Here is a 22563-nt window from a genome sequence, read left to right as displayed (position 1 = left end):
GTGGCGCTCGTCAAGACTTGGCGCTGTGTTTTACTTCCGGAGTTCCTCCAAGCATGCTGGCCGTCGCCATATTTCTCGTCACCCTGATTCTCGTCATCTGGCAACCCAAGGGCCTCAGCATCGGCTGGAGCGCCATGGGTGGCGCTGTCGCGGCGCTGGCCACCGGCGTCATCACCTGGGGCGACATTCCCATCGTCTGGCACATTGTCTGGGATGCCACCTTTACCTTTGTGGCCTTGATCATTATCTCGCTGATTCTCGATGAGGCAGGATTTTTTCACTGGGCGGCCCTGCATGTGGTTCGCTGGGGTGGTGGTCGCGGGCGCCTGCTCTTTCCTTTGATCGTCGTGCTGGGGGCCATGATTGCTGCGGTGTTCGCCAACGACGGCGCGGCGTTGTTGCTCACCCCGATCGTCATGGCCATATTGCTGCGCCTGGATTTTACCCCGGCGGCCACTTTTGCCTTTGTCATTGCGACGGGTTTCGTGGCCGACACCACCAGCCTGCCGCTGATGATTTCCAATCTGGTGAACATCGTCAGTGCGAACTACTTCGATATCTCTTTTGATCGTTATGCAATGGTGATGGTGCCGGTGGATCTGGTGGCCTTGGCCGCGACGCTGGGAGTGCTCTGGCTCTATTTCCGGCGGGTGGTGCCACGCCGATATCTGACCAGTGACCTGCCCGAGCCGGCTTCAGTCATCAAGGATCACGTGGTTTTTCGGGCCAGTTTTCCGGTGTTGATTCTGTTGTTGGTGGCCTATTTTGTCACTGCGCAATGGCAGATTCCGGTCTCCGTGGTGACCGGAACCGGTGCGTTGATCCTGTTGGCGCTGGCCGGGCGCTGGCCACAGGGCGGGCGCGGCGCGCGGATTCCCGTGCGCAAAGTGCTGCAGGAAGCCCCTTGGGCGATTGTGGTTTTCAGTTTGGGTATGTATCTGGTGGTTTATGGATTACGCAATGCCGGACTCACCAGTTATGTGGCCATGGCCCTGCACTGGTTTGCCGGTCACGGGACCGTGGCCGCGGCGCTGGGCACGGGGTTTCTCGCGGCCCTGCTGTCTTCCATCATGAACAATATGCCAGCGGTATTGGTGGGAGCGCTGGCTATCCATCAACTGTCGTCGGTAGCAACAGACCCCATGCTCCGAGAGATCATGGTCTACGCCAATGTTATCGGCTGTGATCTCGGCCCCAAGTTTACCCCGATCGGCAGCCTGGCGACCCTGCTCTGGCTGCATGTGCTGAGTCGCAAAGGTATGACCGTGACTTGGGGACAGTACATGAGAACGGGTCTGCTCATTACCCCGCCGGTATTGTTGGTCACCCTGCTGGCCCTGGCCTGGTGGTTGCCGCTGGCTTGAGGAGGATGGTCATCATGTCTGGAAATTTGCCCAATACCGACGATGTGCTGCTGCAGGTGCCGGATGTCCGGTGTTTGCGGAGTGCCGCCGAAACGGATCACCCGCCGCGCATCTTGCTGCTGTATGGCTCCAACCGGGAATGTTCCTACAGTCGCCTGTTGACGCTGGAGGCGGAACGTCTGCTGCGATACTTTGGCGCGGAAACCCACGTCTTTCACCCGTCGGGACTACCCCTGCCCGATGATGCCCCGGTGACACATCCCAAAGTGGTAGAATTGCAGGGCTACGCAAGTGCCAGCGGACGCATTGCGCGACTGCTCCATACAGTCCAAAATCCACCGCTACACGAGGGGGACCCATGTTTGACAATCTGACCCAGAAACTGACCCAGACTTTCAAGAATCTGCGCGGCCAGGGACGGCTGAGCGAGGACAACATCCGTGACGCCCTGCGCGACGTGCGCCTGGCGCTGCTGGAGGCGGATGTTGCCCTGCCGGTGGTCAAGGACTTTATCAACAACGTGCGCGAATCGGCCATGGGCGAAGCCGTGGTCAAAAGCCTTACGCCGGGGCAGGTCTTCGTCAAGATCGTCCATGACGAATTGGTGAAGCTGATGGGCGCGCATAACGACAGCCTCGACCTCAGCGCCCGCCCTCCGGCTGTGATTCTCCTCGCGGGTTTGCAGGGTTCGGGTAAGACTACCACGAGCGCCAAGCTCGGCCTGTGGCTCAAGGACAAGGAAAAGAAGCGCGTGCTGATGGTCAGTACCGACGTCTATCGTCCTGCCGCCATGGAACAGTTGGCGCATCTGGGTAAGGACATCGAGGTGGATGTATTTCCCTCCAGCCCCGGCCAGCAGCCGGTGCGTATCGCCCAGGATGCGGTGGAGGCGGCGCAGCGCGGCGTCTATGACGTGCTCATCGTCGATACGGCGGGGCGTCTGCACGTGGACGGCGAGATGATGGCCGAGGCGCAGGCACTGACGGCGGCGGTCAAGCCGGTGGAACTGCTCTTTGTGGTGGATGCCATGACCGGTCAGGACGCGGTGAATACCGCCAAGGCCTTTAACGACGCTCTGCCGCTGACCGGCGTGATTCTCACCAAGGCGGACGGTGACGCCCGCGGTGGCGCGGCCCTGTCGGTGCGAGCCATTACCGGCAAGCCCATCAAGTTTATCGGTATCGGTGAGAAAATCCGCAAGGGTCTGGAACCGTTTTATCCCGAGCGCATGGCCTCGCGCATTCTGGGGATGGGTGACATCGTCAGTTTGGTGGAACAGGTCCAGCAGGATGTGGACGAGGATCAGGCCCGGAAAATGACCGAGAAGTTGCGCAGCGGCAAGGGCTTCGATCTGGAAGACTTCCGTGAGCAGTTGCGTCAGCTCGAGCGCATGGGCGGTATGGCCAGCATCATGGATAAGCTGCCGGGTATGGGCGAGTTGCCCGCCGAGGCGCAGAGCGCGATGCAGGATGGCAAGCCCATGCGCCGCCTGGAAGCGATCATCAACTCCATGACGCCCGGCGAAAGGCGTCATCCGGACATCATCAAGGCCTCGCGGCGGCGGCGGATTGCCGCGGGTTCCGGGACGACCGTGACCGAAGTGAACAAACTCCTAAAACAGTTCGAAATGATGCAAAAGATGTTCAAAAAAATGGGTAAAGGGGGCCGGGGGCTCAGCCGTTTGCTGGGGATGAATCCCAAATCCATGTTGAAGGGCAGTTTACCCTTCCGTTAGAGCTTGTTTTTAGTTACGATACGCGCCTTTCTTCCGCACAGTGGGAGAGGATCATGGTTAAGGAGAACACATGGTAGTCATTCGTATGGCCCGGGGCGGCGCCAAGAAGCGGCCTTTTTATCACATTGTGGTGGCCGATAGCCGTAGCCGTCGGGATGGCCGTTTCATTGAGCGTCTGGGTTTTTACAATCCCGTTGGCGCGGTAGCGGAGTTGCGGATCGATAAGGAACGCGCCGCTTACTGGTTGAGCCAGGGCGCCCAGCCGTCCGATACCGTCGCCGGCTTTCTGAAGAAAGAAGGCGTGAGCAAGACGGGTGTTGCCAGCGTCTGAAGCCGAGGAGTGGGTGGTGCTGGGACGTGTCTCCGGCATCTACGGTGTGCGCGGTATGGTGAAAGTTTTTTCTTTCACTGAGTCGCGTGACAGTATCCTCGACTACTCGCCCTGGTACCTCGGGCCTGACCGGCGCCCCTGGGTGCTGGAAGATGGACGTATGCAGGGCGAGGGTGTGGTGGCCAAACTGGCGCAGGTAGAGGACCGTGAGCAGGCGCGTGCCCTTATCGGGCAGGAGATCGCCGTGATCAGGGCTAATTTGCCCGAGTTGGCTGCCGGTGAGTTTTACTGGAGCACGCTGACCGGGCTTCGGGTGCTGAACCGGGAAGGCATCGTTCTCGGCACCGTGTCCGCTTTCCTGGAGACCGGCGCGAATGATGTGATGGTGGTCGACGATGGCAAGGGTGGTGAACTGCTCATCCCATGGTCGGCGGAAGCCTCTGCGGGTGTGGATTTGCCCGCCGGGCAGATTGTCGTGGACTGGCAAGCCGACTGGTGATGCGTTTTGACGTCCTCACCATCTTCCCTGGGCTGATCCACGGCTACTTGCAGGAAGGCATTGTCGGACGCGCGCTGACCCGCGGGCTGATCGAGGTGCATACCTGGAACCCTCGGGATTTCAGTGACAGCGCTTACCGGCGGGTGGATGACCGCCCCTTCGGTGGTGGGCCGGGTATGCTGATGATGGCTCCGCCCTTGCTGGCGGCCATTGCGGCGGCGCGGCAGGCCAATCCCGGGGCACCGGTGATTTACTTGTCGCCCCAGGGGCGGCGCTTGCAGCAGCGGGCGGTGCAGGATTTTGCAGCGGCGCCGGGCCTGATTTTGCTGGCAGGTCGTTATGAAGGTATTGATGAGCGGGTGCTGGCGGCAGTGGATGCGGAATGGTCCATCGGCGACTACGTGCTGGCGGGCGGAGAATTGCCGGCGCTGGTACTGATGGAGGCCGTGGCGCGGCAGTTGCCGGGTCTGCTGGGTCATGCGGATTCCGCAGCAGAAGACAGTTTCGCGGCGTCTGGCCTGCTGGATTGCCCGCATTATACCCGGCCCGAGGTGGTGGCCGGGGAAGGTGTCCCGGAGGTGCTGCTTTCCGGGGACCATGGACGCATCCGGCGCTGGCGTCTGCAGCAGTCGTTGGGACGCACCGCTGAGCGGCGCCCGGATTTGCTGGAGCAGCGAGGGCTGCGGGCAGATGAGCAAATATTGTTGGAAGAGTATCGCCGTCAGCGCGGCGAAGTGCAGTAATACCAGGCTTAAGGAGTTGGGCATGAACATCATTGACGAAATCAATCAGGAACAAATGCAGTCGGTACTGCCGGCTTTCGGTGCGGGGGATACGGTGGCCGTTCACGTGAAAGTGAAGGAAGGTGACCGCGAGCGTGTCCAGATTTTTGAAGGTATCTGCATTGCCCGCCGTAACCGCGGCCTGCACTCTGCCTTTACGGTCCGCAAGATCTCCAACGGTGAAGGGGTGGAGCGCGTTTTTCCGTCCTATTCCCCGCTGGTGACCAAGGTTGAAGTAAAGCGCCGTGGCGATGTGCGTCGCGCCAAGCTTTATTACCTGCGTGATCTTTCGGGCAAGGCTGCGCGCATTAAAGAAAAGCTGGGCTGACGCGGCACTCGGCCATGGCCGGGTTCGGCTTGGGGGCAGGAGTGCTGACGCCGGGTTCGCGGAAGATCCTCGAACACTGGCGCTCCGCTTCTGTCCCGGAGTGGGAAATGCTCTGGGCCGACTCCGCCCGACGGTTGGCCTTGCGCGCTGCTTGGCAGCAGAGTTTGTTGCCGCATTGGTGGGCCGCCGCCGCAGACGCGCAGGCACTACAGGTTGTGGCGGATACCCAGGCTCTTCTCGCCGAGGCGGAGTCTTTGCCCCCGGCACTGTTGGCGGCTGCCCTACAGGTGCAGGAGACGTCGCTGGTGAAGCCGGCAGCCATGCTGCCGGCGGCGCTGATGTCCAAGGCCGCCAACCCCATGCCCCTGGACATGGAGGCGGATACCTTTGCCAAGGCGATCGAGGACCGTGATCTGGAGACACTGGCGCCGCTACTGTTCAGTATGGCGGAGGACGATAATGCCCGGCGGGTTGTCCTCCATCGTCTGGCCCAGCGTCTTGCCGATGATAACCACGCCCAGGGCCTGCGTACAATCCTCTACGGGCAGTGGCAGGGTGCTGCGGCTGATTTGCCAGCCCGGCCTTTTTCGCTGGGGGCTCTGGCGCTGTTGCAGAGTCACTGGCAACTGCCTTCCGGAGTGGCGGTGGTCGTCCCCGAAGGGCGGGCCAGTCGTGATCCGGCGGTAGACAAGCCCCTGCTCCATGCCCTGCGGGAGCGCGATCTGCCTGCCTTCATGGGGCGTATCCGCGCGCTCGGCGATCAGCCTTTAGATGCCATCCGTCAGCTCTTCCTGACGGTTACCCTGATGATCATCGAGGGCGGCGGCGGCCAGGAACCCCTGCCGCTGCTGCGTCTTTACGTCTGGCTCGGCAGTTTGCTGGCATTACCCCACCGCAGCTTGCGGCAGGCGCGGAAAGTGCTGTTCAGTGCCGCAGCCACCACTTTTGGTTTTGCCGGATGGCAGCGTCAGGAAGACTGGCCGCACTTCAGTATGCTGGCCGCTTATCGTGAACGGGCCGCCATCGAGCCGGTGCCGGAACCTTTTAGCTGGCAGGGGCTCTATACGCTGCGGCGTCGGGCTCCGGTCCCCAGTGGTGGTTACAGATGGCAGAGCGCGGTGTGGCACAGACGGGCTTGCCCGGCTTCTGGTCCTTGTGGCGCACGGCGCGGCGTGCTGGTTCCCTGACGGGAGGAGCGGCGTTGGCATGGATTCATCCTTTGGTGATCATACGCTTGTTTCCGGGTTGACCCGGCGGCGCCCGGACGCTTGGTGTCACGATAATCCGGCGGGGGGATTCGATGCCTAGCGCCGGTCTGTCTGCCGAACGGCAGCGGATCGACACCTTTCTTGACGCCCTGTGGCTGGAAAAAAACCTCGGTGAAAATACCCTGACGGCTTATCGTCAGGATTTGCTGCAGGTGGCCGCCGCGCTCGCGGAGCTGGGTCTGACCCTGACTACCGCTGACGACGGCGCCTTGGCGCGCATACTGGGACAGAGGTTACAGGCCGGGGCCGCCCTGCGCTCCGTAGTCCGCCTGCTCTCCAGTGTGCGTCGTTTTTATGGCTACGCGGAGCGGGAGGGCTGGGTATCCCGTGACCCCAGTCGCAACCTGCAGAGTCCTCGTATCGGCCGCGTACTACCCCATGTTCTCAGCGAAACGGAAACAGAGTCCTTGCTGGCGGCCCCTGATTGTACCCACCCACTGGGCCTGCGTGACGCAGCCATGCTGGAACTGATGTACGCCTGCGGTTTGCGGGTATCGGAACTGGTGAATCTGGAGACGCGCCAGGTGGACCTCGGCGCCGATATGGTGGTGGTCTTTGGCAAGGGTCGCAAGGAACGCCTGGTGCCCATGGGAGAAGTGGCGTCCAGCCGCGTGACCCAGTATCTGCAGATGGGTCGTCCGCAGATACTGGGTCAGCGCATCAGTGCCTTCCTTTTTGTGACCGGGCGGGGGACTGCCATGACGCGACAGCGTTTCTGGCAAAACATTGAACGTTACGCCCGGTCTGCCGGAATCACCCAGACCGTATCGCCGCACAGCCTGCGCCACGCCTTTGCCACCCACCTGCTGAACCACGGCGCGGACCTGCGCAGTGTGCAGTTGATGCTGGGACATGCCGCCCTGTCCACCACGGAGATATATACCCATGTGGCGCAGGCGCGGCTCAAGGCGCTGCACGCGAAGCATCACCCGCGCGGGTGATGCCTGTATTGTCGCGTCTCTACTTCTTGGGTAGCGTCACCACCACGTAGATGCTGGCCTTGCCTTGCCGCACCAGCAGCGGGATGGGCTGACCGGCCGGCAGACCGGCAACGATATGCTCCAACTCGGCGGGACTGTTGACGTCCTGCTGATCGATCTGCTGGATGATCATACCCGGCATGATCCCTGCCTCCGCTGCCGCGCCTTCACTAACACCGACCACCACGACGCCATGATGTACGTCCAACTGCTTCTCCATATTGGGAGTCAGCGACTGGACATGGATGCCCATACGGGAGATCTTGCCTACTTTGGCGGCCGTGGAGGGCTCCTGGTTGCCGGAAGGCCCTTCCATGTTTTTGGGCAGGGCGGCAATCAGGACATCTTTGGTTTCCGCTTCTCCGCGGTGGAGGATGCCGACCTTGGCGTGGGTGCCCGGCAGGGTGTTGCCTACCATAGGTGGCAACTGTCCGACATTGTACACCGGCTTGTTATCATAGGTGACGATGACGTCACCGGGCCTGATGCCTGCCTTGGCCGCCGGGCTGCCGGGTTCCACGGATGCGATGAGGGCGCCGACGGGTTCCTGGAGGTGCAGCGCCTGCGCCATTTGCGGCGTGACATCCTGTACCTCGACCCCCAGATAGCCAAACTGGATTGCCTTGTGATTTTTGAAGTCCTGCACCACCCGCATCACGGTATTGATGGGGATGGAGAACGACAGACCCATATAGCCACCGCTGTTGGTATAGATCTGGTCGTTGATGCCGACCACCTGGCCATTCATATTGAAGAGTGGCCCGCCCGAGTTGCCGGGATTGATGGGTACATCGCTCTGGATGAAGGGGATGTATTCATCATCGGGTAGCGGGCGGTTCATGGCGCTGACTACACCCTGGGTCACCGTATTATAGAAACCGAACGGCGCGCCGACGGCGAGCAGCCACTGGCCGACCTTCAGATCGTCGGAATTGCCGATGGGCACAGTGGGCAGGTTCTTGGCGTCGATTTTGAGCAGTGCCGTATCGTAACGCACCGACAGGCCGATCAGTTTGGCCGGATAGGCATGGTGGGTGGTGAGGGTAACGACGATATGGTTAGCGCCGCGAACGACGTGACCGGCGGTGACGATATAGCCGTCGGGACTGATGATGAAGCCGGAACCGAGAGATTGGATTTTTTCATGCTGCTGTGGTCCGGAACCACCACCCTGTCCGGGCGCCATGAAGTGATGGAAAAATTGGTAAAAAGGCGAGTTTGGCGGAAAGGGATTGGCTTGCTGGTGAATGACCTTGTTGGTGGTGCTGCTGATGTTGACCACCGCGGGACCATAACGGTCGATAATCGGGGTGAAATCCGGCAAGGCGACCAGCGCCTTCTGGGGAACGGTGTCGGTCGAGATGGCAAGGGCCGGGGCTGCGGGGGCGTCGGCTTGCGCCCACTCCGCTGCACCCAGTGAAAAACCAAAACATGCCGCCACGACGGCAGTGATTACCAGTTTGGGGCGCTTCAACATTACACTCGGGCGATCATTCGCCATAGGACTCTCCTTCGGGATTTTGTCTTGCAGCTTGGTACGTTCCAGCTTGGACTCCGGGAAAAGGCCGTGGTTCCGGCCAGCCATCACAACATAACATATAAAACCTCAATGAGAGACGATATGGCTAGCAACGCCCTCAGTGCAAAGCGCGGGACAGACGGGACCGGTAGCGTTCCACCAGAGGCCCTCGGTTACCCTGCAAAGCGAATATCTTCAGTACGGTTTTGCGGGCCAGACCGTCCTGGTAGTTTTTGTGGCGTTCCACCATCTCGATGAGCTGGTCCAGGGCTGCTTCTTCCTGCCCTTGCAAGAGAAGGAGCAAGGACCGCTGATACATGGCCTGCGCACGGAGATCGCCCTTTTCGCTGGCGATGGTGGCCTCCAGTGCGGTCATGGACGGCGCACTGCGGGCGACCTCGGTGAATTCCAGCAGGGCTTTCAGTCCTTCGACTTCGGTTTCCATCTGGAAGGTAGGGGACATGGCGTCGATCTGGGCCTGGGCGTCGGCATGGCGGCCCTGCTGGATGGCCAGGTGCGCCAGCGCCAGGCGCGCAGGATCGTTCCCAGGGTGGATGCTGATGGCCTGTTCCAGCAATGCTTCGGCCTCCGCCGCCTTGCCCTTGGCGATGGCGTCGAGCGCCTGCACACGCAGGTTGTCACCTGGCAACGGCAGGTTTTTTTCGATGAAGCGACGCACGGCGGATTCGGGCAGCGCCCCGGTGAATTCGTCGACGACTTTGCCATCCTTGAAGGCCTTGACGGCGGGGATGCCACGCACCTGATACTGGCGCGACAGGTCGGCGTTCTCGTCAGAGTTGACCTTGGCGAGCACGAAGGCGCCGCCCATCTCCTCCGCCAGTTTTTCGAGGACCGGACCCAGAGCGCGGCAGGGCGCGCACCAGGGCGCCCAGAAGTCGACCAGTACCAGCACCTTCCGGGACAGCCCTACGACGGCTTCCTGAAAATTATCGAGATTCACTTCGAGAACGTGTTCACTGACGGCCATGCAAACTCCTGAGAAGAAGAGGTGAAGAAGAGGATAGGACCGTACCGCCTTCCTTTACCGTTTCAGGTATGGTCGAAACCGGGCATTTTCAAGGCGCGGCCGGCTTCCAGGGCGGTTATTGCTGTTCCGCTTTAGCCAAGGCGTCCAGCACGGCCTGGAGCAGGCTACGCCCGAGGGGGCCCATGCCGCGTTCCAGTTTGCGGCGATCGTACTGGCCCGGGAAAGGGGGCCAAGGGCCGCGCCCATGCGTGCCATGTCACCACCGGCCCGCTGCATTTGGGTGGCCATACGGCCCAGCCACGCCAAGGCTTCCGGCTCACCGCGGCGGGTGGCGAGGATGACGCTGGCGAGGCCAGGGGCGGCAAGTGTGGGGTCGGCCTGATCACTTGCCTTGGGCAAGGTTTCGGGATTTTGCAAGCCCATGAGAATGGATTCGATGATGGTGCCGTCTTCTTCGTCCAGCCCTTGGAGCAGGCCTGGCTCCCGCTGCCCGGCCAGTATGTGGCGGATGACGGTGACCAGATCTCCCCAGCCGTTGGCGGCCGCTACGCGCAGGCTTTCTTCCAGCGGCGCCCGGAGATGGACATTCTGGCAGGCGGCGACGACTTGCAGGATGAGCGCCGCGTGGGCGCTGCGGATCTGCTCTCGGCGTTCGGGGAGGACGGGCATGCGGTGAACTCCAGTCAATGGTTGCCGGTTATTTTGCGATATTGGCTGCGGGTGTGCAAAAAAGCTCAACGATCGAGATGTCGCGCCAGATAATGCCCGGTGTGGGACAGGGGATTGTGCGCCACTTCGTCCGGTGTGCCGGTGGCGATGATCTGGCCGCCGCCCGAGCCGCCTTCGGGGCCGAGATCGATGACCCAGTCTGCCGTCTTGATGACGTCCAGATTGTGTTCGATAACGACGATGGTGTTGCCCGCATCGGCCAGCTTCTGCAGTACCTCCAGGAGCAGGGCGATGTCATGAAAGTGCAGGCCGGTGGTGGGTTCGTCAAGGATGTAGAGGGTCCGTCCGGTGTCGCGACGGGAGAGTTCCCGGGAGAGCTTGACGCGCTGCGCTTCGCCGCCGGAGAGGGTGGTGGCCGACTGGCCCAGACGCAGGTAACCAAGTCCCACATCCAGCAGGGTCTGCAATTTGCGGGCGATGGCGGGGACGGGGTCAAAAAAGGCCCGCGCCTCCTCCACGGTCATCTCCAGGACGTCGTGGATGCTTTTGCCCTTGTAATGCACATCCAGGGTCTCGCGCTTGTAGCGCTTGCCGCCGCAGACGTCGCAGGGTACATAAATATCCGGCAGAAAGTGCATTTCCACCCGAATGACGCCGTCGCCCTCGCAGGCTTCACAGCGCCCGCCCTTGACGTTGAAGCTGAAACGGCCGGGATTGTAGCCGCGGGTACGGGCTTCGCTGGTCGCGGCGAACAATTCGCGGATCGGGGTGAAGAGGCCTGTGTAGGTGGCCGGGTTGCTGCGCGGGGTGCGGCCGATGGGGCTCTGGTCGATGGCGATGACCTTGTCCAGTTCTTCCAGGCCGCGTATCTGCCTGTGGGGCGCAGGACTCTGGCTGCTGCCCATGAGCACGCGGGCGCAGGCGGGGTAGAGGGTGTCGTTGATGAGGGTCGATTTACCGGAACCGCTGACCCCGGTGATACAGGTGAAGAGGCCGATGGGAATGCGCACGTCCACCGACTGGAGATTGTTGCCGGTGGCGCCCTGCACTTCCAGCCAGCGCTGGCTGATATTGGTGCGACGCCGTCCGGGGACGGCGATGCACAGATCGCCGGTCAGATAGCGGCCGGTGAGGGAGTTGGGATTGGTGCAGATTTCTTCCGGTGTACCTTGGGCGATGACTTCGCCGCCGTGGGTGCCGGCGCCGGGACCCATGTCCACCACATAATCGGCGGCGCGGATAGCGTCTTCATCGTGTTCGACGACGATGACGGTATTGCCGAGATCGCGCAGATGCTTGAGGGTGCCGAGGAGCCGGTCATTGTCGCGCTGGTGCAGGCCAATGGAGGGTTCGTCGAGGACGTACATCACGCCCACCAGCCCGGCTCCGATCTGCGAGGCGAGACGGATGCGCTGCGCTTCACCACCGGAGAGCGTTTCGGCGGAGCGGTCGAGGCTGAGGTAGTCGAGGCCGACATCCACCAGAAACGTCAGACGGCTGCCGATTTCCTTGAGGATGCGCTCGGCGATGAGGGCTTCCTGCCCTTCCAGTTGCAGATGGGTGAAGTGTTGTAGGGCGTCACGGATGGAGAGGGCAGAGGCTTCCTGAATGGCCAGCGGGCCAACCCTGACCATGCGCGCCTCTTCGCGCAGGCGGCTGCCATTACAGGCGGGGCAACGCAGACGGCCCATATAGCGCATGATTTCTTCGCGGATGAGGTTGGACTGGGTTTCCCGCAGGCGGCGTTCCAGCCCGCCGATGACGCCCTCGAAGCTCAGCCTGTGGCTGCGTGCCCCTTGCTGGACGGTGATGCGTTCGGCACTGCCGTGAAGGATATGGTCGCGGATGTCGAAAGGCAGGTCCTGCCAGGCGGTGTCCAGGGAAAAATGAAAGTGCTCGGCCAGCGCCGTGAGCAGGGGCGCGTAGTGCTCCTGATGGCGCTTGGTCCAGGCGGCGATAGCCCCATCACGCAGGCTCAGTTCCGGATTGGGGACGATGAGGTCGGGATCGAAAAAGGTGATTTCGCCCAGACCGTCGCAGCGCGGACAGGCCCCGGCGGGATTGTTGAAAGAGAACAGGCGCGGCTCCAAAGGCGGAAAGGAGCGTCCGCAACTGGGGCAGGCATGGTGGGCGGAAAATAGTCGCTCTTCCACATGCTGTGGCCCCATGAGAACGACGATGGCCTGATCTTCAGCGAGGCTGAGGGCGGTTTCCAGCGATTCGGCCAGGCGCGGCCCGCTATCGTCGCGCAGCACCAGCCGGTCGATGACGGCCTCGATGCGATGCTTGCGCTTCTTGTCCAGCGCGGGGATTTCGTCCAGTTCGAGGAGTTGACCATCCACCCGGGCGCGGATCAGACCACGGGCACGCAGGCTGCCGATGATGTCCTCGTGGCTGCCTTTGCGATCACGCAGCACCGGCGCCAGGATCATGAGCTTTTCGCCTTCGGGCAGGGCCAGAAGCTGATCGACCATCTGGCTGATGGTCTGACTCTGAATGGGCGCGCCGCAGCACCAGGGGGTACCCGCACGGGCGTAGAGCAGGCGCAGATAGTCGTGAATCTCGGTGACGGTGCCGACGGTGGAGCGAGGGTTATGGGAGGTGGATTTCTGCTCTATGGCGATGGCCGGGGAGAGCCCCTCAATCGCATCCACATCGGGCTTGCCCATGAGGGAGAGAAACTGGCGGGCATAGGCCGAGAGGCTTTCCACATAGCGGCGCTGACCCTCGGCGTAGAGGGTGTCGAAGGCCAGCGACGACTTGCCCGATCCGGACAGCCCGGTGATGACGATGAGGCGGTCGCGCGGTAAGGTAAGGGAAATGTTCTTGAGGTTGTGGGTGCGGGCGCCCCGGATGTGGATGTGTTCCATGCAGCCGACATGCTCTTTTTTAGGACAATGGGTTAGTATAAAGCTTTCGGGGACACCCGTCCCCTTGACCATAAGGAGATCAGACGATGGCGGGAGTGAACAAGGTCATATTGTTGGGGCATCTGGGACGGGACCCGGAGATGCGTTATCAGCCCAGTGGCGGCGCCATTGCGAACTTCAGCATCGCGACTTCCGAGACCTTCAAGGACAAGGAAGGCAACAAGCAGGAGCGCACCGAATGGCATCGCGTCGTGCTCTTCGGACGCACCGCGGAAATCGCCGGCGAATATCTGCGCAAGGGCAGCATGGCCTATGTGGAAGGCCGCTTGCAGACGCGCAAGTGGACCGACAAGGAAGGGCAGGAGCGTTACACCACGGAGATCGTGGGAGACCGTCTGCAACTGGTGGGCGCGCGTGGGGGCGGTGGCGGCGGTGCGGCCAGCTTCGATGAGGAAGATCCGTCCCGGCCGAGTGGCGGCAGCAGCAGTGCCGGGGGCGCGAGGAAGAATGAGATGCCGCCCGCGCCAGCGGAGGATTTTGATGATGATATTCCGTTCTAGAGTTTACCTGGAGTAGGGTGTTGCGATGGACGCCAAGCCCGCCGAGTTGCGGGCTTCGCCGTCTGAGTGGTCCTCTTGTCAGAGAAAGATGCCGAATGAATTCCTGACGACTACGTGTGCGGCTTATGAGTCTTCTCAGGATCTTACCTCCCCAACGCCCTTTCAATTTTCTTGTCCGTCTTGTACTGACTCAGCGCATACACCGCCCAGATGGCCGCGGGCACCCAGCCGATCAGCGTGATCTGCAAAATCAGGCAAATAATCCCCGCAATCGGGCGGCCAATGGTGAAAAATACCAGAAATGGCAGAAAAATAGCTAAAAACAGACGCATGTGCTCCCCTCGTAGGACTTCTCTTGTCGCCTGCCCATACTACGACCGGCGCTGTCCGCGCTTCAAGCCCTTGCCGCGCTTTTACCGGGCATGCGCTGCCTTCTGCTAAACTCCAGGCCAGACATCCCGGGGATGCGCCCGTGCCCGCCCTTACCTACAGGAGCTGTCGTGACCGCCGCTAAACCAGATCGGACTCGAAGACTACGTTTGCTGCGCCGCTGGGCGCTGGGTTTGTTGCTGGGGGCGCTGGCGCTGTTTCTGGTGGCGGCAGCACATGACTTTGCCGGACCCTGGGCCTGGGTGGGGGCCTTTGCGGAGGCGGCCATGGTGGGCGCCTTGGCGGACTGGTTTGCGGTGGTCGCACTCTTTCGGCATCCCCTGGGATTGCCCATTCCGCACACGGCGATCCTGCCGCGGAACAAGGCGCGTCTGGCACGCCGACTGGCGGAGTTCATCCGCGATCACTTTCTGGAGGCCGAGGCCATTGTGCGCCTGTTGCGACGCGCCGATCCGGCCACCTGGCTGGCGCAGTGGCTGAGTGATGCCGGAAACAGCGCGCTGCTGGCCCGGCAGATGACGGTCTTGTTCCAACAAGGGTTGGCCCTCAGTGACGACCGCGAATTGCGCACCGCCCTGCGTGCTGCGTTGGGGCGGCAACTGCAGGGCATGGACGGTGCGCGCTGGGTGGGGAGTATTCTGGCGCTGCTGACCGAAGACCACCGCCACCAGACTCTGCTCGACGACGGCATTCAGCGCCTGCGTCGCTGGCTGGATGGTGAAGATACCCAAAGCCTGCTGGCGGATCAGATCGGGGCGATGCTCGAGCGCGCCTATCCGACCCTGTTCGCGTGGATGGGGGCCGTCATGGACCCGGCCACGCTAAGTGAGAATCTGGCCCGCAATTTGGTGAAGGCGGCGCATCAGTTGTTGCAGGAAATCGCGGATGACCCGGAGCATCCGCGCCGCCTGGCTTTTGACCGATGGATGCAGGATGCCATTCTGCGCTTGCAGACAGATGCCGCCTTCCAGGCGCGGGTGCAGCGCTGGCAGCATGGTCTGATCACTCATCCGGCGGCGCAGGCCTATGTGGATGGCCTACTCGGCGATCTGCGCTCCTGGCTGGAAACGGACCTGCAGCGCCCGGATTCCCGGTTACAGAGGCAGGTGCAGCGTCTGTCCCAGCAACTGGGCCTTTTCCTGGGCGAGCAACCGGCATTGCGGGATGCGCTCAATGGCTACCTGGAGGACAGCGCCCGTCGTTTGGCGCCTGCCCTGCGCGATGGTCTGGCCCAGCATATCGAAGCGACGATACATGCCTGGCCGGATAAGGATATGGTCCGCCTCCTGGAGGAAGGGGTGGGTACGGATCTGCAGTATATTCGCGTCAACGGGACGCTGGTGGGCGGAATGATCGGTATTGCCATTCATGCCCTGGCTCTGGTGGTGCCGTTGCTGATATAGCCTCCCTATGGGTCAGAGGGGCGAATCGGGCTGCGAATCCATGCGCACCCCGCTGGCGGCCAAAAGTTGGCGAGCCAGGTGGCTTTTTACGTCGTTGTCGCTGGTGAAGTGCAGGGATATCCGCGCATGGCCTGGTAGTGGGGGCATTACACCCGTCTCGGTGGGGATGTCCAGGCGGTGACACAGTTGACGGGCCACCCCATCATTGCCATCGACAACCGCAATGTCGCCGCCGAGAACATCGCGTATCAGGTCGTCGATCCAGCAGTAATGGGTACAGCCCAGGACAACGGCCCGTGTATCCTGTTGTTGCGCTGGCCGGACCTGCGCTTGCAGATAGCGGCTGGCGCGTTCGCGCCACTGTGCATCCTGTGTTTCGACAATTTCGGCGAGGCCGGAACAGGCGAGGGGGCGGACCCGCTCCGGGCCGCCTTCGAGACGACCCAACAGTTCTTGCAGTTTGACGCCGCTGACGGTAACGGCGGTGGCCAGGAGTAATATTTCGCCCTGCGGGTGATCTTCGAGCGCCTTCTTGATGGCGGGTTCGATGCCGATGATGGGGACGTCGGCGCGCTCGCGTAACGGTGCGACGGCGGCGCTGGTGGCGGTATTGCAGGCGAGCACCACCGCGTCCACGCCAGCGGCGATGAACCAGGCATAGGCTGCCTCCGTCCACTCCCGCACCTGCGCAGGGCTTTTGTCGCCGTAGGGCGCGTGGGCGCTGTCGCCATAGAAAAGATAATGCGCGTCAGGCAGGTAGCGCAGGCAACTGAGCAGCGTGCTGAGACCGCCGATACCCGAGTCGAATATGCCGATGCGCATCAGTTGTGGAGAAGCTCTTGATCGGCGAGCAGCGCGGCCCCGCGCATGCCGGCGAGGTCGTCGTCATTGCCACGTTTCACTTCGACGTTACCGCGCAACGCGGGAATCATATCCGCGTCGAGTCGTTGCAGCATGTCCGGGGCGAAGCGGTCCCATGCGGCGCTCATGCCGCCGCCGATCCGCACCACCGCGACATCGGTTACCTTGAGGATATGGGCTAGCACCTGTCCCAGATAGCCACCAGCCATCCGAAAGGCGCTGGCGGCTTCACTGTGGCCATCGCCCGCCATCTGGGCAATGACCATGGCGTCCGGGGCTGTGCCGGTCATTTCCACATAGCTGGATTGCACCCCGCGCGCCGAGGCGTACTGTTCCAGACAGCCCTGATTGCCACAACCGCAGCGCCGCCCGCCGGGCACCACGATGATATGACCGATTTCCATGGCGCTGCCGTGGTCCCCCCGCCAAGGTCGGCTCTGATGAATCCAGCCGCCGCCGACTCCCGTGCCGAGGCCGACGTAGAGCAGATTTTGCAGTTCCGGGTGCTCCTGCCGCTCCTCCCAGAATTCACCATAGCCCGCAGCGTTGGCGTCGTTTTCGACGAGGACGGGGAGTTGGCAGGACGCGCCGATGGCGGTTTGCAGATCGAAGTGAAGCAGTTGCGGAATGTTGGGGGATTGCAGCAATACGCCGTCATCGTTGATAAATCCCGGGAAAGCAATACCGACTCGCGCAATATCGGGATGATGTCGACGCAGGTCGGCGATGCCTTCGGTCAGGAGGGTGGTGACCAGCGCTGCTGCGCCCTCCGGGTCCGGCGCCTGGCGGCACTTCTCGCGCAAATCCACTTCACTGCGGGTGGAGTCCACCAGTTCGTTACCGCGAAAGACGCCGAAACGCAGGTTGGTGCCGCCCACATCGATGCCGATGGTCAGGCCCTCAGCCATGGGGAACAACCTCCGTCTGTACCTCTATGACATGGGCCTTGCCCATCTGCACAGGCCATTCCAGATCCAGGCGCAAGGCCTGCATGATTTTTTCGAATCCTGCCTCCGACTGCGATACCGTCAGGTGGGGCGCACCTTGCCAGCGCACGGGCGGATGGAACCGCAGAACGATTTTGCCGCCCATGACTGCATCCTCCAGCACGATTTCACTCGTCGCTTCGCCCTCGATGGGGCTGCCAAAGCCGCCCTGAGAACGGCCGTTGGCAAAGAACTGTCCCGCCGGGCCGTCACAACTGGGCATCGCCAGAAAGAGCCGGGTGCTGAAACGATGAGATTCCGCGCCCTTGCGGGCCGACTCGACGCGATAATTTACGGTGAGGCGGTTGTCTGTCAGGGTGTAACGTTTGCTGACCGCCCAGGCATCGGCGACCCCTCCGGAAAAATGGGGCGATTGTTGCAGGGAGTGCTCACCGTAGCTGACGGCATCGTCATCGAGCCAATCCTGAAAGCTGTGGCAGGGAGAGGCATCCGGAGTCAGATCGTCCGGGCCGATTTCTGCCTTGAAGGCGACACGGTCATGGGCGGAAGTGATGCCTTCACCAGTGTGTTTCGGGCTGACGGCGCCGTTGCGGATCTTGTCGTAGTAGGCTTCATCGCGGCGGGCAAGGGTGTCTCCCAGATTATGCTGCAACCCGTAGCAATCCCACTCGGTGACGGCGGCGCCGGATTCGGGGCGGATGATGATCTGCAGGGCGTGATTGTGATAGAGCAGTTCATCGCTGCCATCCATATCCAGATCCATGCGCTCCAGTTCCGGACGGGGCTGGAGCTGATCGAGCCCAGCCTCCAGGCGCACGATGGCGTTAAACACCGCGCGGCGCAGATGCGGGAGGTAGATACCGCCAAACAGGCCATGCCAGTAGGCATCATTGGCCTGGGCTTCGTGTAGGTCTGCGCGCAGGGCTTTGCTCTGCTGGCGCCCAGGCAGGGCATGGAAGCGCCGAGATAGCTGCAGCATGCGTTTATGCATCCAGTTGGACTCCGGATAACGGGTCAGAAAGTTCTTCCAGATGCCTCCGCGGATGAATGCCTTGCGGTTGTCGAGTCGGCCCGCCGTTTTTTCCTGCTCCAGGAAGGCGGCATAGCAGCGGGCCGCCTTGGGAGCCAGCGTCCATTCGTTCATCTCGCTGTAGGACACCGTCGGCAGGTAGATCACACCCCGAGGCCGGTTTACTGCGAGATAATCCCGGTAGTGCATGGGCTGGATATGGGATGAATCGAGGACGCCGCGCAGAAACTGTTCCAGCCAGCCCTTCTCATAGACCCAGCTATAGGTTTCCGGCCAGAGACCAAACTTTTCGATATCGTCGAAGTAAATGCCGGCGCTGTCCGGATGCTGTTCAGAGATGCCCTCTATGTGGGCAACGGTGGTGGCCGCTTCGGAAAAGGGCAGGCGATAACGCAGATCTTCGGAAATCGGAAAGACATCGATACATTGGCCGTTCTCCTCGGTGCGGTGGAAACCACCGAGTTGCTCTCTTGCTGCGCCGGCGCAGAGGAAGTGGTAGTCGTCCACCATGACATATTTTACTCCGGCTTCGTGGAGTGCCGGCACGACGCTGGGGTCCCAGACCCGTTCCGTGAGCCATGCCCCGACCGGCCGCTGTCCGAAGTGCTTCTCCAGACGCCCGGCCATGGCCTCCAGTTGCGCGACGCGGTCCAGGTGGGGGATGGCGGCGAGCACCGGTTCCGTATCGCCGGCCCCCACCAGTTCCGCCTGCTGACGGCTGACCATCTCCTGTAGCAGGACGATGGTTCGGGGGTGCCGGTCCAGCAGATAGGAGAGCAGCCAGCCGCTGATGTGGATGGCGAAGGGAAAGTCGGGAAAGCGGTGCATCGTCTCTAAAAACGGGTGATAGCAGCGGACCACGGCATCGTCGATGACATGGGGGAAGTTGCCGACCGGCTGGTGGGCATGGACGCCCAAGAGGAGCGGGGTGCTGTGGATCATTCGGGGTCCTTGGTGTGGGTACGGCGCATGGTACCACCGGCCTCCGCCGCGCCGCCGCCGTGGCTGATGGGCTCGCTGAGGTTGTCGGGGGCGGGGATTTGCATCAGGGTGTAGAGCTTGCGGAGGTTGAGGCGGTATAGATGATCGAAATCGCGGACCGAGTCCGAGGGATTGTAATCACCCAGCCACCAGAACCAGTCGGAGCCCTCACAGCGCCCGAGCTGTTCGAGGATGAGAGCCTGCTGCTCCGCAGGAAATTGCCCGATATGCTGATCCACATCCTGTTTGGCGGCGCAGAGCAGATCCCATGCACGGTTTTTGGCAGCCTCGCCGATCCAGGTGCTGAAGCTGCCGTAGACCCAGCTCCCCGCCGCCAGATGGGGTATGCTCTGGATACCGTCGGCATGGTGGCTGACGAAGTCGCTGAAGGTGCACATCTGGATGTGGGGGTGATTGGCCAGGGATTTATAAAGCTCGGAGAGAAAGTAATAGCCATTGTAGGGATAGTATTCCCAGGCGTTCTCGCCATCCAGAATGATGCTGACAACGGGGTTTTCCTCATGTTCCGTCTGCCGCCAGATCGCCTCCAGTTTGTGGATGAAGTCCGTGACCGCATCGTGGCCGAACCAGGTTTTGTAATCGAAGCCAATGATGTCGGAGAGGGCATCGTCACGGAAGAAGATCACAGGACCCTGCCCCTGCAGTCGGTAGGGGCGGTACAGGTATTCCGCCCGGCCGCGGGGACCGTTGTCGTCGTTGCCGAGCAGCAGGCTGTGGGCCAATATGCCTTCACCGGAGGCCGTCCAGCGCACGCCGGCGCTGCCCATCATTTCGACAAAGGCGGCGGAGACCCCTCCTTCTGCTGGCCACATACCCTGCGCCGGTACCCCGAAATGCCGGGGATGGCTATGCTGCGCCCGGTCGATGTGCCAGCGGGCACGCTCGGCGCCGCCGGGGTAGACCGGACAGTCCGGCAACGGCGCGTCCGCCACCGCCTCGTGCGCTGCCGCAAAGTCGAGCAGCAGGGGGCCGATGGGGTGGTAGTAGGGGGTGGTGGAAATTTCGATACGCCCCGCTTCCGCCAAGGCGCGATAGCGGGGAATCAGGCCGGCGATGAGTTCGCCGAGAAACGCCACCAGTTGCCGGCGGTCTTCCTGGCTGAAAGCATGGCCTTTGGCGAACAGTGACTGGAGAAAGGGACTGCCGCGGCGCACGGTTTCCCCGGTCCAGGCCAGGTGGTACCAGACCAGAAGGTCCGCGATGTATTGTACCGAGAGATAATCCGCCATCTCCTTAACGTCCTCCAGCATGAGCTGGTAAATCTCATATAGGCGACGATAGGGCGGGAAGGGGGTGAGCATGTGCTCGTGGTCGAGGCGAAAACATTGCTCCAGAAGGAAATGCCGCCGTTCGTTGGGCAGTGTCTTGAGGTCTCCCGTGGCTAGCGCAATCAGTAGCGGATCGCGAAACTGCCCACTCCGGAACTGCGCGGTATAGTCCTCCAACTGCTCGATCAATATCGGCACGAAGTTGAACACTCCCCGGGCGAGGGGGTTCTCCTCATAATGTGCCACCATATCCGCGTAGTCCTTGCAGGCATGCAGGTAGGTCCACGGCAGGGCGTAGAAGCCATCGGCATCGCGGTAATCGGGCTGGTGCATGTGCCAGCAGAAAATGACATGAAGCGCACGCGCCGGGGGCATGGGGATTACCTCACGAAATGCAGTTGCTGGCCCAGCAGCTCCGGGGTGATCAGGGTCACCCCGTTGGGCGTACGATGGAAACGGCGGGCGTCTTCGTCAGGGTCTTCGCCGACCACCAGTCCGTTCGGGATGATCGTACCCTTGTCCACGACCACCTTGCGCAGGCGGGCGCCTTCGCCCATGCGCACGTTGGGCAGGATGACCGAGTCTTCGATCAGGGTATGACCGTCATTGACCCGCACGTTGGAGAAGAGCAGGGAGCGGCGGACGGTGGCGCCGCTGATGATGCATCCGCCCGAGACGATACTATCCAGCGCCATGCCTCGGCGGCCTTCGTCGTCAAATACGAATTTGGCTGGCGGCAGTTGTTCCTGATAGGTCCAGACTGGCCAGCGGCTGTCGTAGAGGTCGAGATCGGGAGTGACGTGTACGAGGTCGATGTTGGCGGCCCAGTAGGCATCCACCGTGCCTACATCCCGCCAGTAACAGCGGCTATTGGTCCCCTCGGAACTGGCAATGCAGCTATTGCGGAAGCGATGCGCGATCACCCGGTAGCGCGATATCATATAAGGGATGAGGTCGTTGCCGAAGTCGTGGGTGGAATCGGGACTGTCAGAATCGCGAATGAGTTGTTCATAGAGGAAGTCGGTGTTGAATACGTAGATACCCATGCTCGCCAGGGCGCGATCGGGATTGCCGGGGGTGGGGATCGGATCTTGGGGCTTTTCGGTAAAGGCGGTGATGCGATCCTCACTGTTGACGGACATCACGCCGAAGGACCTGGCTTCTTCCAGCGGCACCTCGATGCAGGCGACACTCATGTCGGCCTGGCTTTGGACGTGCTCGGCAAGCATCTGTCCGTAATCCATTTTATAAATATGATCACCCGCCAGGATGATCACAAAACGCGGGCGGTGGGCACGGAGGATATCGATGTTCTGGAAGATGGCGTCGGCGGTGCCCTTGTACCAGCCGGTATTCATGCGCTGCTGGGCGGGGAGAATCTCGGTGAACTCGCTGAACTCGCCGCGGAGAAAACCCCAGCCAAGCTGGATATGGCGGATGAGACTGTGAGATTTGTACTGGGTGAGGATACCGATGCGACGAATCCCGGAGTTGAGACAGTTGGAGAGGCAGAAGTCGATGATGCGGAATTTGCCGCCGAAGGGAACGGCGGGTTTGGCACGCCAGTCGGTCAGCGGACCGAGGCGGCTGCCTCTCCCCCCGGCGAGCACCAGGGCCAGGGTATTTTGGGTCAGGTTGCTGACGAAGCGGGGTGAGTTGGTTGCTCCGCGACTGCCTTCTTCCGACATGACCATCTCCTTTTCGGGCACGGAATACGACCTTACCTGGAGTATAGGTGAGATTGCCGGCGCGCTGGCCTTTAAGGTACT

21 protein-coding genes are annotated in these 22563 nt (G+C 61.8%); 11 read left to right on the top strand and 10 right to left on the bottom strand.

The window, feature by feature from the left end; translation table 11 throughout:
• Positions 1-53 precede the first annotated feature (53 nt).
• The 9 genes from AFERRID_RS04065 to xerD all read left to right on the top strand — a co-directional run bounded on the left by AFERRID_RS04065 (position 54) and on the right by xerD (position 7248).
• Positions 54-1364 (top strand): arsenic transporter, encoded by a 1311-nt coding sequence (locus AFERRID_RS04065; RefSeq protein ID WP_126604405.1) that lies wholly within the window; start codon positions 54-56, stop codon positions 1362-1364.
• A gap of 14 nt (positions 1365-1378) precedes the next feature.
• Positions 1379-1738: an NADPH-dependent FMN reductase gene (locus tag AFERRID_RS04060; RefSeq protein ID WP_269149213.1), complete on the top strand. Its 360-nt coding sequence runs from the start codon at positions 1379-1381 to the stop codon at positions 1736-1738.
• Positions 1723-3099 (top strand): signal recognition particle protein, encoded by a 1377-nt coding sequence (gene ffh / locus AFERRID_RS04055; RefSeq protein ID WP_126604404.1) that lies wholly within the window; start codon positions 1723-1725, stop codon positions 3097-3099. Before AFERRID_RS04060 ends, ffh begins: the two co-directional genes overlap by 16 nt.
• A 70-nt stretch (positions 3100-3169) precedes the next feature.
• Positions 3170-3430 (top strand): 30S ribosomal protein S16, encoded by a 261-nt coding sequence (gene rpsP / locus AFERRID_RS04050; protein ID WP_126604403.1) that lies wholly within the window; start codon positions 3170-3172, stop codon positions 3428-3430.
• A gap of 16 nt (positions 3431-3446) precedes the next feature.
• Positions 3447-3929, top strand: coding sequence for a ribosome maturation factor RimM (gene rimM, locus AFERRID_RS04045; RefSeq protein WP_197722479.1), 483 nt, complete (start codon positions 3447-3449; stop codon positions 3927-3929).
• Positions 3929-4672, top strand: a complete 744-nt coding sequence (gene trmD, locus AFERRID_RS04040) for a tRNA (guanosine(37)-N1)-methyltransferase TrmD (RefSeq protein ID WP_126605669.1) — start codon at positions 3929-3931, stop codon at positions 4670-4672. The genes rimM and trmD overlap by 1 nt, the downstream gene beginning before the upstream one ends.
• A 22-nt stretch (positions 4673-4694) precedes the next feature.
• Positions 4695-5039, top strand: coding sequence for a 50S ribosomal protein L19 (rplS, locus tag AFERRID_RS04035; protein ID WP_009564594.1), 345 nt, complete (start codon positions 4695-4697; stop codon positions 5037-5039).
• Between the two features lie 14 nt (positions 5040-5053).
• The gene (locus tag AFERRID_RS04030; RefSeq protein WP_232027751.1) at positions 5054-6226 is read left to right on the top strand and encodes a hypothetical protein; all 1173 of its coding nucleotides are present in this window, start codon (positions 5054-5056) and stop codon (positions 6224-6226) included.
• 113 nt (positions 6227-6339) lie between these two features.
• Positions 6340-7248 (top strand): site-specific tyrosine recombinase XerD, encoded by a 909-nt coding sequence (xerD, locus tag AFERRID_RS04025; RefSeq protein ID WP_126604402.1) that lies wholly within the window; start codon positions 6340-6342, stop codon positions 7246-7248.
• Between the two features lie 19 nt (positions 7249-7267).
• On the opposite strand, the gene AFERRID_RS04020 is transcribed toward xerD, so the two are convergent.
• The 4 genes from AFERRID_RS04020 to uvrA all read right to left on the bottom strand — a co-directional run bounded on the left by AFERRID_RS04020 (position 7268) and on the right by uvrA (position 13333).
• The gene (locus tag AFERRID_RS04020; protein WP_126604401.1) at positions 7268-8788 is read right to left on the bottom strand and encodes a Do family serine endopeptidase; all 1521 of its coding nucleotides are present in this window, start codon (positions 8786-8788) and stop codon (positions 7268-7270) included.
• A gap of 136 nt (positions 8789-8924) precedes the next feature.
• A complete protein-coding gene (trxA, locus tag AFERRID_RS04015) occupies positions 8925-9794 on the bottom strand; it encodes a thioredoxin (RefSeq protein WP_126604400.1) in 870 nt (289 codons plus the stop codon).
• Between the two features lie 54 nt (positions 9795-9848).
• Positions 9849-10463 (bottom strand): hypothetical protein, encoded by a 615-nt coding sequence (locus AFERRID_RS04010; protein ID WP_232027749.1) that lies wholly within the window; start codon positions 10461-10463, stop codon positions 9849-9851.
• Between the two features lie 65 nt (positions 10464-10528).
• Positions 10529-13333, bottom strand: a complete 2805-nt coding sequence (gene uvrA, locus AFERRID_RS04005; protein WP_126604399.1) for an excinuclease ABC subunit UvrA — start codon at positions 13331-13333, stop codon at positions 10529-10531.
• Positions 13334-13419: 86 nt separating this feature from the next.
• Here uvrA and AFERRID_RS04000 point away from each other — a divergent pair, with 86 nt between their 5' ends.
• A complete protein-coding gene (locus AFERRID_RS04000; protein WP_113525914.1) occupies positions 13420-13893 on the top strand; it encodes a single-stranded DNA-binding protein in 474 nt (157 codons plus the stop codon).
• A 143-nt stretch (positions 13894-14036) separates the two neighbouring features.
• On the opposite strand, the gene AFERRID_RS03995 is transcribed toward AFERRID_RS04000, so the two are convergent.
• Complete coding sequence (locus AFERRID_RS03995; RefSeq protein WP_009569363.1) at positions 14037-14225, bottom strand: YqaE/Pmp3 family membrane protein; 189 nt, start codon at positions 14223-14225, stop codon at positions 14037-14039.
• Positions 14226-14393: 168 nt separating this feature from the next.
• Here AFERRID_RS03995 and AFERRID_RS03990 point away from each other — a divergent pair, with 168 nt between their 5' ends.
• The gene (locus tag AFERRID_RS03990; protein ID WP_126604398.1) at positions 14394-15686 is read left to right on the top strand and encodes a DUF445 domain-containing protein; all 1293 of its coding nucleotides are present in this window, start codon (positions 14394-14396) and stop codon (positions 15684-15686) included.
• A gap of 12 nt (positions 15687-15698) precedes the next feature.
• On the opposite strand, the gene murI is transcribed toward AFERRID_RS03990, so the two are convergent.
• From murI to glgC, 5 genes are read right to left on the bottom strand one after another with little or no spacing between them, the layout of a single operon-like run.
• A complete protein-coding gene (murI, locus tag AFERRID_RS03985) occupies positions 15699-16508 on the bottom strand; it encodes a glutamate racemase (RefSeq protein WP_113525916.1) in 810 nt (269 codons plus the stop codon).
• Positions 16508-17455: an ROK family protein gene (locus AFERRID_RS03980; RefSeq protein WP_126604397.1), complete on the bottom strand. Its 948-nt coding sequence runs from the start codon at positions 17453-17455 to the stop codon at positions 16508-16510. The genes murI and AFERRID_RS03980 overlap by 1 nt, the downstream gene beginning before the upstream one ends.
• Positions 17448-19466, bottom strand: a complete 2019-nt coding sequence (locus AFERRID_RS03975) for an alpha-amylase/4-alpha-glucanotransferase domain-containing protein (RefSeq protein WP_126604396.1) — start codon at positions 19464-19466, stop codon at positions 17448-17450. The genes AFERRID_RS03980 and AFERRID_RS03975 overlap by 8 nt, the downstream gene beginning before the upstream one ends.
• Complete coding sequence (locus AFERRID_RS03970) at positions 19463-21169, bottom strand: glycoside hydrolase family 57 protein (protein ID WP_126604395.1); 1707 nt, start codon at positions 21167-21169, stop codon at positions 19463-19465. Before AFERRID_RS03970 ends, AFERRID_RS03975 begins: the two co-directional genes overlap by 4 nt.
• 5 nt (positions 21170-21174) lie before the next feature.
• Positions 21175-22482, bottom strand: coding sequence for a glucose-1-phosphate adenylyltransferase (gene glgC, locus AFERRID_RS03965; protein WP_126604394.1), 1308 nt, complete (start codon positions 22480-22482; stop codon positions 21175-21177).
• Positions 22483-22563 lie beyond the last annotated feature (81 nt).

The organism is Acidithiobacillus ferridurans, assembly GCF_003966655.1.
GTDB lineage: Bacteria > Pseudomonadota > Gammaproteobacteria > Acidithiobacillales > Acidithiobacillaceae > Acidithiobacillus > Acidithiobacillus ferridurans.
The sequence above is the reverse complement of the archived record's forward strand: the minus strand, read 5'-3'. Positions and strand labels throughout refer to the sequence as shown.